The sequence below is a fragment of the Psychrobacter sp. Rd 27.2 genome (genome assembly GCF_001921755.1).
Classification (GTDB): Bacteria; Pseudomonadota; Gammaproteobacteria; order Pseudomonadales; family Moraxellaceae; genus Psychrobacter; species Psychrobacter celer.
Map to the genome: position 1 here is coordinate 93,951 of NZ_MRYB01000001.1, position 15,587 is coordinate 109,537.

Consider the following 15,587-nt stretch of genomic DNA (forward strand, 5'->3'; position numbering starts at 1 on the left):
AAAAAATACGTTTGTCGGTGTCAGCCTTATTCATTTAGGGGACACAGGCAAGTTTTTGTGAATGGTAAGCGCATCAACTATTATGTCACGAACGCGGTGTTTTGTTGTGATGAATATTGCTAACGCTTAATAAATAACGAGAGATTTGATGACGGCACTGGATGCACCCTTACTTGCGCTCGATAAGCTGACCGTCCAGCGCGGTGAGACTCCCCTATGCGAAAAGGTTGCGCTCACACTGTCTGCAGGGGATATCTGCCATCTCATCGGTGCCAATGGTACGGGCAAGACGACACTGCTGATGCAGCTGGCAGGACTACTGCCGGTGCTGACAGGTACCGTACGCTACCAAGGCGTCGAGAGCTTACCTGTACAGCCGCTATATGTCTCGCATCAGCTGGGTATCCATCCTAATCTGACGGTCGCACAAAACTTGACGTTTTTGCTCAATCTATATGGCATCGCGCCAAGCACCGATAACATTGATGCCGCTCTCACTTGGGTAGGATTACAAGGCTTTGAGACCGTAAGCTCAAGCCATCTATCCGCTGGACAAACGCGGCGCATTACTCTTGCCAGATTGTATTTATTGACGCCTGCGGTGACACCATTATGGCTACTTGATGAGCCATTTACCGCGCTGGATGTCGATATGGTGGCACGAATGGAGGATAGGCTGTGCGACTTTGCCAGTGCGGGCGGCGCGATATTAATGACCAGCCATCAGGCCGTCGGCGTCGCCAATCAAATGCTCGACTTGTCAGATTATATGGTATAAGGGCGATGAGTCTCAGTAAAAGGATGGATCATGACAGATAGCCCAGTACAGTCTGCACCAATGCAAGCAGCAAAGCCGCGCTCAAATACCTCCGACGGTACGCGCGGTATCAGCTTTGGGCAGCTCTGGCGACGCGAATGGCAGGTCAAGCAGCAAGGAGCGGTACAGTGGTTATATCCGCTCGTACTGTTTTTAGTGATTATTACCTTGTTTCCGCTGGCCATCGGTAGTGAGCCTGCGCTGTTACAGCGTTTGGGCGTGTCTGCTGTGTGGATTGCCGCGCTCTTGTCACTGGTGATGGGCGTTGATGGGCTGTTTAAGCCCGCGCTCGATAATGGCACGCTGGCGCAGTTGGTCGTTGCCAGAGCCTCGTTACCGTTATGGGTGCTCGTCCGCTTAGTCATACACTGGATCTTTAGTAGCGGTATTGTGGCGGTGCTCAGCTTATTGGCGGTGCCGCTATTTCAGCTTAGCTGGTTTGAGGCGTGGATATTGCTGGCCTCTATCGTCACTGGCAGTCCGATGCTGCTGATGCTCTCTGCCGTTGCCAGTAGTTTGACACTGTCATTAAAAAACGGTGCCGTGCTGGTGCCGCTGATAGCTTTGCCCATGCAGCTGCCGGTACTGATTTTTGCCACTGGCGCGGTGGATTTGTTTGCCACAGGTCTCAATGGTTTGCCGATACTAGCGCTGTTATTAGCTGGTAGCATCATCTCGGTACTCGTGATGCCATGGGTGATTGCCGTGACCTTAAAGATGGCGTGGCTCAATTAAAAAAAACCTTTATATCAACAGCATGTTGAAAACGGGCAACTTTGCTATAATAGCCAATTAACGATACAAACAAGTCACTTGTAGATTCTATCCAGTGTTTAACGCCGGCAGGTTAGCGGATAGTAGCAATCATGATGTCGTAGCGCCCATGATGCCATATCTGTCAAACCACTATGCTGTGTAAATAGGTTTATCCCCATGCCCAACCTGAATAATGTCTCATCTCCTAGCCTGTGGCAGCGCATTTGGCAAGGCTTTTTGACCACTGTTGGTACCAAGCAGTTTTTTCGCATTTTTGCGCCTTGGGTCAAGTGGCTTGCCATACTTGCCAGTATTTGCCTTGTAATCGGTAGTGTCTGGGGGCTGGCATTTGCGCCGCCTGACTACTTACAAGGCAACAGCTATCGTATTATATTTATCCACGTACCGGCAGCCAGTCTGGCCATCTCCATCTATTTTGCCCTTGCAGTGTTGGGGGTTATCTTTTTGGTTTGGAAAATCAAGACGGCCAGTTTGGTGGCGCAAGCGCTTGCGCCGCTGGGGTTTTTGCTTTGTGTGATCAGCTTAATCACCGGCTCTATTTGGGCAAAACCCACTTGGGGGACGTATTGGGTCTGGGACGCGCGTTTGACCTCGATGCTGATTTTGGCGTTTTTGTACGCAGGCGTCATGGCGCTGTTTGCCGCCTTTGAGCATACCGCCAACCGCGGCAAAGCGGCAGCTATCTTGTCTATCGTCGGTGCGGTCAACCTGCCGATTATCAAATACTCGGTACAGTGGTGGAATACCTTGCACCAAGGCTCAACTTTTACCTTGACCGCCGCACCAAAAATGTCAGCCGATATGTGGATGCCGCTGCTGCTCATGGTCGTCGGTAGCTATTTACTGGTAGCGACCTTGGCGATTTATCGCACCAATACTTTGATTTTGTACCGTGATCAAGGCAAGGCTTGGGTCAAAGAATATATTCGTGGACAAAACAAATAACGGCTAGGAGATGATGATGCAGCCTTATTTTTACAGCGTGTCTGAGTTTATCGCCATGGGTAAGCATGGCGTGTTTGTCTGGTCGTGTTGGGCGATTACCGTGGGTGTGGTGCTGGCTTTTATTTTTTATAGCCGCAGACAACGACAAGCGCTGATTAAGCAATTGACCATCCAGCAAGCGCGGCAAGCACAGCGTACTGCCAACACCTCCAATCCTACAACCAAGTAGTCAAAAAACCATCTGTATATCATCAGTTTAGCTCGCAAGAGCAGGGTGTCTATATCGTCACTATATGGCGATATAAAGGCTTGGGGGCTTATTGATTGACGCAAAAAATGCTACTATATAGCCACTAGAAAGTACGATTAGAAAAATATTTAAAAAAGGTTTTTCTAATGGTGGTTTCTTTAATATGTTCTGTTTTATAGGTTTATATTGCATTGGATATGACTGATATGGTCAGTTCCAAGTAAAATCGTTTTAGATTTAAACGCGCTACTGGTATAGATTTTACTTGCGTGCTGTTATCGTTCGATGCTCGCAACATTTATCCCAATAGCACTATGTTATTTTTAGAATGATTTGACTATAAGACAGTGACTCATCAATGAGGTAGTGGTATGAACGCAGTTCGTCGCAAAAAACTGATGTGGGTGATGTTTACGCTGGCAGGAGCCGCGATAGCCGTGGCGTTGGTCATCTATGCCATTGGGCAGCAGACTGACTACTATTTTGATGCAACGGCCATCGCCCAAGGGGAAGCGCCGCAAAATAAGCGTATCCGTGCTGGAGGTATGGTCGTCGCTGGCAGCGTGCAGCGGGCACCAAATGATCCGCTGAGTGTGGAGTTTGCGATTACCGATTTTGAATCGACGGTGCCTGTGACTTATCAAGGTATCTTGCCAGATTTGTTCGCTGAAAACTCAGGCGTGGTTGCCACAGGTAAAATGCAAGGCGAGACCTTTGTCGCAGGGGAAGTGCTGGCCAAGCACGACGAAAACTACATGCCGCCTGAGGTTGCCAAATCTATGAAAGAAAACAATCGCAATGGATTGACGCCGCCTTCTGAGCAGTACAATCCAGCAGAGCCAATCCATGAGACCCAAACGCTGCAGCAGTAGCATTCAAAAATAGCCACACTGACCGCAAAAGCGCCGCTAATATTTGATTAGCGGCGCTTTTTTATGTGGGTTTTGATAAAAACATTAGGGCGTGTCCTCATTTCAAAAATGGCGATAAAAGTGAGATAAATCGCCGGTAAACAAGGAAAATAGCGCAGATACTATCGAGATAGTAGTCAGCTATTTGACGCCGTTTGGTCAGATTTAGCCATTTTTAGCCCATTTAGATGGCTATCGATTGAATCGAGGATACGCCCTAGTCATCCCATTCAGGCGTATAGTCAGGATGCTCTATCTTACGGCCATCGCTACGGGCCAAGTTGCCAATTTTTTCTAACTCATCGGCGCTAAGCTGGACATCGATGGCATCCAAGTTGCCTTGTAGATGGTCGGGATTGGACGTCTTGGGAATGGCCACACGGTCTCTGTCCGATAATATCCAAGCCAGTGATATTTGTGCAGGTGTCACGCCATGCTTATCCGCAATCTCTTTGATGACCTCATTGTCAAACACATCACCGCGCGCCAGTGGCGAATAGGCTTCTAATAAAATATGATGGTTATTCAAAAAAGTCTGCAGGGTGTTTTGTTTGATAAACGGATGAAACTCTACTTGGTTGACGACAATAGGCACATCAGCGTGTTTTTTGGCTTCGATGATATGAGCGATATTAAAGTTAGAAACCCCAATATGACGCGTCAGCCCTTGTTTTTGTAGTGCACACAGCGCAGGAATGGTCTCAGACAATGGCACGCGATCATCAGGCCAATGCAGTAATAGCAGATCGACATAATCGGTATCTAGGTTTTCTAATGAGCGCTTAGCGGCTGCTATCAGCTTTTCTGGCTCAAACTTCATATCATCAGGGAAAATCTTGGTGGTCAAAAAGAACTTATCACGCGCCACGCCTGATTGCTTGATACCTTCTCCGACCTCTTTTTCATTGTCATAAGCTTGCGCAGTATCAATGTGCTCGTAGCCCATTTTTAACGCTTGGCTGACGACATCGATACAGTCTTGGCCTGTTGATTGCCAAGTACCTAGTCCTAGCACAGGAATATTGGCTTGGCCTGCGGTACGAATATTATAAGTTTTCTTGCTCATATTATTATCCTTATTATGTGTTGAGTGTGGTTCTATAGCTGTTTATATAAGTGTTCTTTATATAACTGTTCTCTAAACAAGTAAGCACTAAATTCAGTGTCACTACCTATCACTACCTATCAATGTCACTACCTGAGTGAGAGGCTTTTAAACCTGAATAAATAACAGTCGTATCATAGTGTTGATTGTAAAACTTGTCCTAACAGAACAACGCGGCAACCCAGCTACTATAGAAAAAAATAGAATAAAGTAAAAGGTCGGTTGACGCTTTCCTACAAAGGACAAACAGGCTGTAACGTCATTTTTATCATTATTTTTGAGGTGAAGGCACGCTCTAAAGCCGCCTGACTTATAGATAAACGTTGTCAGTGTAATCACAAGAGTCAGAAAAGACAGTAGAGCAAAGGCGTAAGAAGCGTAGCGGACGGATGAGAGATAGGCAAAAAAAGCGTCCAATATCGATTGATATTGGGCGCTTTTATAGACGTGGAAGCACGGTTATAAATTACTGCGCCGCTTCGGCCTCTACAGCCGTGTTTTCAGGGGCTTCGGTTGCGTCAGTGGCGTTTTCATCCCAGATTTTTGGGTATTTGTAGCCCGGGAATGTCTCATGCGCGTACTTTTTGAAGGCTTCTGAGTTATAGGCGTTGGTGACGTCTTCTACCCATTTTTTGCCAGTATCGGCAGACTTGATCGCTGACCAGTTGACATAAGCAAAGCTTGGCTCTTGAAACAGTGCTTCGGTCAATTTGATACCAGAGTCGGTGGCATAGTTACCATTAATCACCGCAAAATCAACTTCATCACGGGCACGTGGTAGCTGTGCGGCTTCTAATTCAATGATATTGATGTCGTATTTGCTGTTATCCGCGATATCAGTCTTTGAGGCTGTCAACGGATCGATATTGTCTTTTAGCGTGATCCAGCCAAGGTCGTCCATCATCACAAGGGCGCGCGCAAAGTTGCTTGGGTCGTTTGGTGCTGAGACACTCATGCCTTTGTAGGCTTCATCAAGGCTGGTTTTTTTACCTGAATAAATACCAAGCGGGGCGGTCGGTACTTGGAATACCTCAACCAAATCTAGATTGTTTTCTTTTTTAAAGGTATCAAGATAAGGCTTATGCTGGAAGATATTGATATCCAAGTCGCCTTCAGCCAGCGCCAAGTTAGGACGAACATAGTCGGTAAATGCGATGAGCTCAACGTCATAACCTTGTTCTTCTAGCGCGCCTTTGACTTGGTTACGTACCATGTCGGCAAAGTCACCTTCAGTGGTACCGATGACGATTTTGCTGTGCTCAGGATCGACATCGCTGTCCGCCGTTTGGGCTGTGGTGTTTTCAGTCGCCGCTTCTTTGTTGGCTTCTGGCGCTGATGAGTTGTTACAGCCCACCAATACGAGCCCTGTCATACCAACGGTTGCAAAGGCAGTGGCCAACTGACGGCTGATATCTGTTAATTTCATAAAATTTCCTTATTCGTACATGGGATTGGGTTATGTGAGTCGCGCCTGAGCATTAAAAAAGCAACATTCTACATAGTAATGCTGCTTTTTATGATAAGAGCTAAGAGGATTCATTACTGCCAAAAATAAACCGAGTCGCTGGCAATGTCAAGTATTTGCCAAAGCGGCTTAACGTTTGTCTAGGCGGTTGGCCAGCCAGTTACCAGACGCTTGGATAGCAATGACCATGATCGACAGCATAATCACGATAAAAATCATCACCTCAGTTTGGTAACGATAATAACCATAACGAATGGCCAAATCGCCCAAACCGCCGCCGCCGATCATACCAGCCGCCGCAGAGTATGACAGCAAGCTGATACACAAGATAGTCACCGACAGCACCAGACCTGAGCGCGCCTCGTTGAGCAAGACTTTGATAATAGTAAAGGGGCGAGCGCCCATCGACTCGGTGGCCTCGATGATACCGCGCGGGACTTCACGCAGGTTTTGCTCGACCAAACGGGCAAAATAAAACGAGCCGGCAATCGCAAGCACCAAAGAGGCGGCAATCGGTCCGATACCTGTACCGACGATGGCTTTGGTAAATGGACTCATCGCAATCATTAAAATCACAAACGGGAAGGCGCGCATAAAGTTGGTGATGCCGCCTAACACACCATATAGTGTTTTATTTTGCAAAAACTGTCTATCGCTGGATAAGAATAAGAATATTCCAAATAGCCCACCGATCAAAATGGCAACCGTCGTTGAGATACCCAGCATGATAAAGGTATCAATAAACGCAGTCACAATCTCTTTACGCAGCGCAAACAGCTTGTCGATCGAGGCGGATAGTTCCGTACCAGTTAACATATTATTTCTCCTACCTCATTAGTCCTCAACGACTAAGCCTTGGCCAATCGGGGTGGTGGCCTGAATCAGACCATCTCTTACGTCTGCAACCTCAAGCAGCTTGCCTTGGTGTAATAAGGCGGCGCGGTCGCAAAGCCTGCGAATCACACTCATCTCGTGGGTGACGATGACGATGGTCACGCCTAGCTGCTCGTTGATATCACGCAGACAGGTGAGCAAGCTACGAGTTGTCGCAGGATCGAGGGCACTGGTCGGCTCATCGGCCAGTAGCACCTTTGGACTAGGCGCTATCGCGCGGGCGATACCAACGCGCTGTTTTTGGCCGCCTGAGAGCTGCGCTGGATAGTGACCGGCACGATCAGTCAGATCGACAATCTCCAGGCAGTCCATGACACGCTGATGAATATCACGACGCGGATAGCCTGCGACCATCAGGTTAAAGGCCACGTTGTCAAAGACGGTGCGATTGGACATGAGATTAAACTGTTGAAATATCATACCGATATTGTGGCGCGCCACTCGTAGGTCGCTGGCTGATAAGGTAGTCAAATCAGTGCCATCGATGATGACCTGACCTGAATCTGGACGCTCGAGCATATTGATCAGGCGCAACAAGGTGGATTTACCGGCACCTGAATAGCCCATTAGGCCAAAGATTTCACCTTGCTGGATGGACAGTGACGTCGGCTCGACAGCAGTAAACCAGTGGGGCTTGCCATCTTTGTCTTTGATTGAGCGGTCACTTAAAAAACTTTTGGTCACATCGTTTAAGACAATCATGTCATTCATGGAGGGCTCAAAATTCAATGGTTTTTTTAATGTCACAAACGCTTTGCTTTGCCTCTATCGTCATCTAAGAGGCAAAAAAACAACCGTTCATAACCCTATAATAAGGGGCGCTAATATAGCATATTATCGGGTACTTTGGATATGCGCATCCGCGACCCGCTTATGATGAATAGCGATTAGGCGGGGGAGGCGAGGAAAAGAGGCAGATAATAAGAGCAGTTTTTGACAAGAAGACTAGATAGGCGCACTTAATAGAGGGGTTTGCGCTAGCAAGATAAGAACACGTCCTAGCCATTTGGATGATAGTGCGGATTATGCTTGACTGGCAGTATGACCAAAAACCTTGTATGGCCATTGATGGTATCAGTGATGATACGGCCCTGATGCGCGGTGACGATTTGTGATACCAGTGATAACCCCAGCCCTGAGCCTTTGTTTTTTTGTTGCAAACGCACAAATGGGCTAAACACGTCTTCGCGCTTTTCTTCAGGGATGCCAGCTCCTTCGTCGATGACGGCCAGTACCGCGTATTTGGGCAGAGGACGTTCAGGCTCTGTTTTGGTTTTTTTGAGATGCTTGGTAAACAAACCTTCTTTGCGCGGCGCGTCCATAGCTTCCCCGTCAAGCTGCGTCGCGTTTTTGCTACTGGTTTTTTGGTCTTTTGGCTTTTTGCTATCATCGCTAGTGGCTGTACCATCGGCGATGGCGCTTTTTTGGCTGTGGCCATTTTTTAGCGCATTGATACCTTTGCTCATCAGACTGTCTTTGGTTTTCTGTACTGTAATGTCACTATCCGCTGCTGCCGCGCTCTCAGGTACCGCACGCCAAATGACTTTTTTGATTTTGTCCGCAAACTCAGAGGTAAAGCGCTGATAGTCTGTCATCACAGATAGCGATGCGCGCGCGTCCTTTGGTTTAAGAGCGGTATGGTTATTGGCCGAAGCGAGAGCGTTGTCATCCGTCTCCGTTGCAAGCGTGTCATCCGCCCCTACTACAGATGTCTTAATCTGATGCGTCTCGCAGCTTGGTGTTGCATCGTGGTTAGGACGGTCAGCAGCGTTGTCGTTTGTCGTGTCGACCGCAGTGTGAGTAGCATCAGTATTATCTGCCTCATTAACGACAGCGGCCTCGTCAACGAGCGTTTCGCCGTTTTTGTAGATAGGCGGTGCAGGCAGGGCTATGACCGTCTCTGTCATGTCTGCTTCAGCCGCGGCGGTATCTGTGAGCGCGGTATCGTCGCCTTGCGCTGATGCCGCCCGCCCATCCTCTCGGGTTGGTGCCGCGGTCTCATCATAGGAGTCAAAGTCTGAGCTATTATAGTCGGCGAAACTACTGCAAATGAGGGTTTGCAGCAGGTAGTCAGGGATGCTATCGGCCTCGTCAATGGTCTGTACGCCATATAGCAGTACGGTCACTGGCGGCACCCCATGTAGCATCGCATTGGTCAATAGATTGCGAATCAAATGGGTTAGCATAGAGGCCTGCCCATCGATGACGATGTGCTCGCCGATCAACGTCGCTTCAGGGTAATGTTGGCGCTCTTGATTGATGAGATCGTATAGATCTAGGCGCTCTACTTGCTGCAACGCATGACCTGCATCCAAGCGGCTGACCAGTAAGATGCTTTCTACCAAGTCATTGAGCCCAGACAAATCGCGATTGATGGCTTGGGCGCGTTTATCAAACTTTTCTTTGGTATCAGAAGGCAGCGCGCCTGCCAGCATGTCCATCATCTCAATCTGCAAGCGAATACGCGTGATGGGTGTGCGCAGCTCATGAGAGGCATGCGCCAACAGTAAGTTATTGGCATCGACCAAATGCTCGATTTTTTGTGCCGCTTGGTTAAAACCGCGCGCCAAGGAAGCAATCTCATCATTACCGCGCGCATTGACTCGCACGGTAAAATCACCATCACCCAGCTGCGTCATCTGCTGGCTCATCTGATTGATACGCCACGTCATGGTGCGAGCAATAATCCACAAAACCCCTGCCATGATAAGCAGCAGCAATAAGGTGCCGGTAAATAGGTTCAATGCCGCAGAAAGGGCTGGTTTTTTGGGCGGTAAACGCGGTTCGTACAGCAGCGTATAGCCTGTGCTGCTATATACTTGTGCTTGCTGGGTCGTGGCGTTATCAGAAAAAGAAGGGAAAACGCGTGATAACAAAGACGGGGTAGGCGGCAGCTCTAATGGCAAATCGCTGTGGTCGGTTTGCATCAGCAAATGACCATCACTGTCATACAGCCCCATCTTGGCCTGTAAAGACTCGTCAAAAATATCAAAGCTTTTTTTGACGACCGCCAGCATAAACCGCGACTGCAAACGGTTGTCTTTGCTAATGGCGGTATTTAGCTCATGCAAAAAAGGATCGATTTGCCCTAAGATCTGAGTGGCCAATACCTCTGAGCGAATTCCCGCATCTTTATCATGGACCAGCTGGGTCAACAGCACCATCGCCACTGCAAATAAGATAAGCGCCAGCATCACACTGGCAAATAGCTTGGCAAATAAAGAGCGAAAACCCAAGTGCTGCATTAAACCATCTCTATTATCAGACGTTTATAACGATTCAAAACGGCTACCATACAGTCTGCCGTTTATAGCGTGCTGCCGCTCATAATATGAACAAACAATCAGACCTGATCGGTGGCAAATTGATAACCGACGCCGCGTACGGTGATGATACGTTTGGGCTGGCGAGGGTTGTCTTCAATCAAGGCGCGCAGACGTGAAATATGCACATCAATGGCGCGGTCGATATTGTCTGAGCTGTCATCATTTGGCATCGCCTGCCAGAGCTGCTCACGATTGAGTACTTTACCAGAATGCGTGGCAAAGTAGTGTAGTAATTGAAACTGATGCGTGGTCAAACGTACCGGCTCATCATCAATCGTCACCTCATGACTGTCAGGGAATACGCTTAAGCGGCCAAAGGTCAAGCTATCTGACTGGCTGTCTGCTTGGTTTGGCTGCTCATGGCGGCGAATCACGGCGCGGATACGAGCCAATAGCTCACGCGGCTCAAAAGGCTTGGCGATATAATCATCGGCACCCATCTCAAGGCCCAACACGCGATCTGTGGTATCGCCTTTGGCCGTCAACATGATAATAGGTACCTTATTGGTCATGTTGTTTTTATTGCCACGAATCTTTTGACAGACCTGCATACCATCCATATCGGGCAGCATCAAATCAAGCACCACCAAATCGATATCACGCTCTTTGGTATCTAGTAAGTCAAGACCTTCTTGACCAAGCCCTGCGTGATGCACGTCGTAATAATTCATGGTCAGATAGTCGCTGATCAATTCTGCTAAATCTGGATCATCTTCTATTAATAAGATCTGTTTACTCATGGGTTATCCTCTAGTTGTTGTTATCATGGGTCAGGCGTTTATACGGCTCTGTACAGTCATTCTGATAAATACATCAGATGCGACCGCTGTTATGCCAAACGTCTGAATGTGTTATGTGCTATTTAAAGACATTATTTAAAGGCACTATTTAAAGGTGCTATCTTGTAAATATGCATACGCTTAAATACGTATGCTTGCTGTAAACGCGCTAATAATAAAGACCGCTAATAATAAAGACATAGTGCCTAATTTTGCTGTGACAAAACAAGACAAGCTTTGTTAATGTTTCTACATAATGTAACTGCCAGCATAAGCCATTAAGACACAATGACTTTTTTGCCTTTAGAATCAAGCGGTAAATCGGCCAAGCAAATCAAGCTGTCATTACTGATGCCTGCGATCAGATACTGCTGAGAGGTGGGGTTAAACTCGACCACTTCTACAGGCTGGCGCGTCAGACGCTGATCTTGTCCGATGATCCACACATTTGCCGCCAATGGCCTTAGAGGTTTATATGGTGGTGAATGCAATTCTGTCAAGTTCACATCATGTAAGGCGCGTCTAGGCACGATAGTGCCGACATCGATTTGTCCATAGTTGACCCGACCCGTGACCTGCATCTTAGGCAGCAGTTTTTTGCGACTGCTCTCGTTATCGATCACATTGACATGGACCAGCAGCTTTTTGGGGTGCGGGGCTTCGACCAGTTTGCTGACTTGACCGGTGAACTGATCTGTCAGCTCAGCGGTTGTAAAATTAACCGTTTGTCCTACCGATAGCTGCGGCTTTGCCTGAATAGGCACGGTTGCGACAAAGTATAGCTTGGTCTCATCAGCGATCTGCAATAAGGGCGTACGTGCAGCGAGCTGCTGTCCTGCGGCGGCGTTTAACTGCGCGACCCGCCCAGCGAAGCTGGCACGCACCGTGATAAGTTGGTATGACGAATGCTCTGAGGCGTCGTCGTCCAATGTGTCTGTCGCAGCGTCTGCATCCGTGTCGTTTTGGCGCGGCAGCTTGGCTGAGGCAGGGTTGTTGTCGGAGGTGGCTTTGCTAGCAGAGGTAGACTTGCCATCGATGGCCGATGGCTCGGCGGCCGCGTCCTCTATGGTGGCTTGTTTTGTCTGATCCGGACGAGGTGAGGTTTTTTCAATAGCTGGGCCTTTTGCTGCACTTTTGGTTTGCGGTGCTGCATTCTCGGCTTGCGGCGCTGAGTTGCCATCGGGCTTTGTATTTATCTCATCTGAGCGCTCGGGAGGTGTTTGACTGGTCATGTCCAGCTGTCGGACGATAAGCAAAGGCGCGTCTTTTTCGACCTGCTGACCCTCACTGACCAGCACCTGTTCGACATACAGCGGCTGGGCGGCGACAAACTGACTTTGTTTGATCGGCTGTATATTGCCCTGTAGCCCGAGGCTGGGTTGATAGCGCGATGGTTTGATACTTAGAATATGGTCTGGCGTCATCGTCACCGTGCTATCACTGATGATCAGTGGGTTATCTACTGTCTCACTGTTTTCTGCTGTGACAGGCTCATCGGTAGGCGGGGAGGGCTGACAAGCCAGCAGCAGCAAAACGCTAAGTAAGTACGGGCTTTTTTTTAACCATTGAAAAGCTGTCATAGCAGTCACCGTTATAATCATCGTTTTATTATATAGTGAAATCCTATGAGGTGAAACGATTGTACGCTAGCTGATTGTACAGTGACCAAACATTGCCGGTCGTCATGCAATCATGATTGCCAAATGCTAAGCCATACAACCTGCTAACAACCTGCTGATAGAAGCATGACTGCAGTATGACTATAGGTAGCTATTTAGATAACCACTTAGGTAATTATTTGGATAGCTATTTAAGTTATTAGCTAGGAGACTGGTCAGTCTGAACATAATTTTTTCAATCACTGGAATTGCATGAACAACTGTGCTAAAACAAACATAACAAAATATATTGATACATTTTTATCACAATCGAAAATTATTCAGCAATGTGGTAGTTGATTCTATATAATGCAGAAATATCATGAAGTTGGTGAGTTTTTTGCCCTGTTTTTATCAAAAAGTAGGATGACGATAGTTTATGGCAAAGTGCTTTAATGTTTTTTATGCATTAAGATACCTTTATCTGGCGACACGCTAAGCACAGTGGTTGGTGGTTGGCCACCGGATTGAGCGTCAATCGATTCAGCCATCATAAATTGCCTATCATGACCCAGATGGCGGGGCTACTTTTGCTCAGGACTGATAAAAGCCAGATACTCATAAAAGAAAAGATAGGTCCGCTACGATATAGATAGATGGCAGAGGTCGTCTCAAGCCCATAATCAATAAATGATCAATTGAGAATACCCTAACAGCTGTGTTGATAGATCGCGTGACAAACCCATAGTCGTTCATAGGACAATGAGAATGGAAAATAATTTTGATGGCTTAAAAGTGATGGTGATTGATGATTCCAAAACCATTCGCCGTACTGCAGAAACCTTGTTACAAAAGGCAGGCTGCGAAGTTGTAACTGCTATTGATGGCTTTGATGCACTTGCAAAGATTGTCGATAACAATCCCGATATTATTTTTGTGGATATTATGATGCCACGTTTAGATGGTTATCAAACCTGTGCTTTGATTAAAAACAACCCTGATTATGCCGACAAGCCTGTAATCATGTTGTCATCTAAAGACGGTTTATTTGATAAAGCACGCGGCCGTATTGTTGGCTCTGATGAGTATCTGACCAAGCCATTTAGTAAAGACGAGCTGTTTGACGCGATCAACCAATACCGCTAGACAAAGGGTCAAAATAAATGTGCCAGACTATCTTTGAGCGTGGCATATTTTGTGCAGGTTTTGATATCACGTACGGCTGTTGCTAGCCGCTTGACAACGAGTAACCACTGCGGTGAGAGGCGTGTGATCATGAGTATTTGGAGCACAGGCTGTAGCAGTTGGTCTTTATAATATATTTGAATATCCAAATGGATATCTTCGTAAATAAAGGAAAATCCTATGACTACCGTCTTAGTCATTGACGACTCGCCATCTGAAATGGCGAAATTTCGCGACATGCTCTCCAAAAACAATTTTCAAGTGTTGGAGGCGACCAATGGGGAGCAGGGCTGTCAGATGGCAGCAGATCATCTGCCAGATGTGATTTTGATGGATGTGGTGATGCCAGAGATGAATGGTTTTCAGGCGACACGCAAGATCACCCGCGGCAAAACCACCGCCCATATCCCAGTGATCATGATCAGTACCAAAAACCAAGAAACAGACCGTGTGTGGGGTAAGCGTCAAGGCGCTAAAGAGTATATGAACAAACCCATTGACGAGAGCAGCTTGGTCAATATCATTCGTCGAGTAATGGAGTAGCTTGTGGCTTCCAAAGGGTTTATTGAGCTTCTGCGTCTAGCAGATCTGGCACGCGCGCGCAAAAGTGGTCGCCGCAGTGGGCAAGAATATGACTGGCAAGGTGTGGTATTTGAGGTTGGCGGACAGCGTTTGGTGGCGCCAATGGGTCAGGTATCGGAGGTGTTGGCCATGCCAGAATATACCAGCTTACCCTTAGTGAAGCCTTGGATGCTAGGTATTGCCAATATCCGTGGTCGTTTATTACCGATCACGGATTTGTCACAGTTTTTACAAGTACCTAGCCGTGTAGCGCAAATGAGTCAGCGTAAGGTCATTGTCATCGATCACGACAACCTGTTTTCAGGTTTGCTCGTCGATCAGGTGATCGGTATTGAGCAGTTTACCAGTGACCAATATCGCGCCGAGGCCATCGAGCCAAGCTCACCATTTGCGCCTTATAATCACGGTAAGTTTTATAAAAATGAGCAAGATTGGTATATTTTCATGCCAAGCTTACTAGCGCAGGATTTGCAGTATAGTGATGCGGCAATATAACTGTCGATAATACAGAATCTGTCTCATTCATAAAGACAGAGGATTAGCGACTGACATGATGCGGTTGGATGTCAGCATTCATACAGGCTTTGTTGATCGTTGTTTTGATAACAATAAGATTGTCAAAGTCAGTCACGATAAGACTTTGACGATTGTTTGAAAGGAATACGTAAGATGAGTGATGTTATAAAAAAACCTGTAGCTGGTACGCCCAAAACCACAGCGGATGGCAAAGATGCCTATAGTGAATGGAATTTATTGCTGGTTCTGTTTGTGGCGATAAGCGTGGCTTGTTTGATTTGGCTAGGCAACTCTGTATCGTCAGTGAGTCAGTATTTCTCTGACTTTAATCAATCGGTCATTCTGCCTGTGGTGGTCTTGATCATAGGCATGCTAGGTATTTTCTTTGCCCTATATAAAATCTTAAAACAACGGGGCGGCTCAGAGCGCATCTTGAT

Annotated in this window: 15 protein-coding genes; 8 read left to right on the top strand and 7 right to left on the bottom strand. The window is 47.2% G+C overall.

Translation table 11 applies throughout. The features are described from left to right. Positions 1 to 148: 148 nt before the first annotated feature. The 5 genes from ccmA (at position 149) to ccmE (ending at position 3,661) form a co-directional block, all read left to right on the top strand. Positions 149 to 778 (top strand): heme ABC exporter ATP-binding protein CcmA, encoded by a 630-nt coding sequence (ccmA, locus tag BTV99_RS00365; RefSeq protein WP_075100378.1) that lies wholly within the window; start codon positions 149 to 151, stop codon positions 776 to 778. Positions 779 to 838: 60 nt separating this feature from the next. Further along, positions 839 to 1,552, top strand: coding sequence for a heme exporter protein CcmB (locus BTV99_RS00370; protein ID WP_075100731.1), 714 nt, complete (start codon positions 839 to 841; stop codon positions 1,550 to 1,552). Positions 1,553 to 1,750: 198 nt separating this feature from the next. Next, positions 1,751 to 2,539, top strand: a complete 789-nt coding sequence (gene ccmC / locus BTV99_RS00375) for a heme ABC transporter permease CcmC (protein WP_075100379.1) — start codon at positions 1,751 to 1,753, stop codon at positions 2,537 to 2,539. Between the two features lie 16 nt (positions 2,540 to 2,555). Continuing rightward, entirely contained in the window at positions 2,556 to 2,768 is a 213-nt protein-coding gene (gene ccmD, locus BTV99_RS00380; RefSeq protein WP_075100380.1) for a heme exporter protein CcmD, read from the top strand. 392 nt (positions 2,769 to 3,160) lie between these two features. Continuing rightward, positions 3,161 to 3,661 carry a cytochrome c maturation protein CcmE gene (ccmE, locus tag BTV99_RS00385; protein ID WP_075100381.1) on the top strand — a complete coding sequence of 167 codons (501 nt, stop codon included), beginning with the start codon at positions 3,161 to 3,163 and terminating at the stop codon, positions 3,659 to 3,661. 256 nt (positions 3,662 to 3,917) lie between these two features. Here ccmE and BTV99_RS00390 read toward each other — a convergent pair whose 3' ends face one another. The 7 genes from BTV99_RS00390 to BTV99_RS00420 all read right to left on the bottom strand — a co-directional run bounded on the left by BTV99_RS00390 (position 3,918) and on the right by BTV99_RS00420 (position 12,849). After that, complete coding sequence (locus tag BTV99_RS00390) at positions 3,918 to 4,766, bottom strand: aldo/keto reductase (RefSeq protein ID WP_075100382.1); 849 nt, start codon at positions 4,764 to 4,766, stop codon at positions 3,918 to 3,920. A 505-nt stretch (positions 4,767 to 5,271) separates the two neighbouring features. After that, positions 5,272 to 6,231 carry a MetQ/NlpA family ABC transporter substrate-binding protein gene (locus BTV99_RS00395; protein ID WP_075100383.1) on the bottom strand — a complete coding sequence of 320 codons (960 nt, stop codon included), beginning with the start codon at positions 6,229 to 6,231 and terminating at the stop codon, positions 5,272 to 5,274. A gap of 168 nt (positions 6,232 to 6,399) precedes the next feature. After that, a complete protein-coding gene (locus BTV99_RS00400) occupies positions 6,400 to 7,086 on the bottom strand; it encodes a methionine ABC transporter permease (RefSeq protein WP_075100384.1) in 687 nt (228 codons plus the stop codon). A gap of 18 nt (positions 7,087 to 7,104) precedes the next feature. After that, positions 7,105 to 7,875: a methionine ABC transporter ATP-binding protein gene (locus tag BTV99_RS00405; protein ID WP_172953126.1), complete on the bottom strand. Its 771-nt coding sequence runs from the start codon at positions 7,873 to 7,875 to the stop codon at positions 7,105 to 7,107. A gap of 287 nt (positions 7,876 to 8,162) precedes the next feature. Further along, positions 8,163 to 10,409 carry a sensor histidine kinase gene (locus BTV99_RS00410; protein ID WP_075100385.1) on the bottom strand — a complete coding sequence of 749 codons (2,247 nt, stop codon included), beginning with the start codon at positions 10,407 to 10,409 and terminating at the stop codon, positions 8,163 to 8,165. 98 nt (positions 10,410 to 10,507) lie between these two features. Beyond that, on the bottom strand, positions 10,508 to 11,230 hold the full coding sequence (locus BTV99_RS00415; protein ID WP_058025471.1) for a response regulator transcription factor: 723 nt from the start codon (positions 11,228 to 11,230) through the stop codon (positions 10,508 to 10,510). Positions 11,231 to 11,547: 317 nt separating this feature from the next. Then, a complete protein-coding gene (locus tag BTV99_RS00420) occupies positions 11,548 to 12,849 on the bottom strand; it encodes an efflux RND transporter periplasmic adaptor subunit (RefSeq protein ID WP_075100733.1) in 1,302 nt (433 codons plus the stop codon). A gap of 786 nt (positions 12,850 to 13,635) precedes the next feature. Between BTV99_RS00420 and pilG the strand changes: the two genes are divergently transcribed. From pilG to BTV99_RS00440, 3 genes are all read left to right on the top strand, one after another. After that, entirely contained in the window at positions 13,636 to 14,013 is a 378-nt protein-coding gene (pilG, locus tag BTV99_RS00425; RefSeq protein ID WP_075100386.1) for a twitching motility response regulator PilG, read from the top strand. A 219-nt stretch (positions 14,014 to 14,232) separates the two neighbouring features. Beyond that, on the top strand, positions 14,233 to 14,595 hold the full coding sequence (locus BTV99_RS00435) for a PleD family two-component system response regulator (RefSeq protein WP_075100388.1): 363 nt from the start codon (positions 14,233 to 14,235) through the stop codon (positions 14,593 to 14,595). 3 nt (positions 14,596 to 14,598) lie between these two features. Further along, positions 14,599 to 15,129, top strand: a complete 531-nt coding sequence (locus BTV99_RS00440; protein WP_075100389.1) for a chemotaxis protein CheW — start codon at positions 14,599 to 14,601, stop codon at positions 15,127 to 15,129. Positions 15,130 to 15,587: the final 458 nt, after the last annotated feature.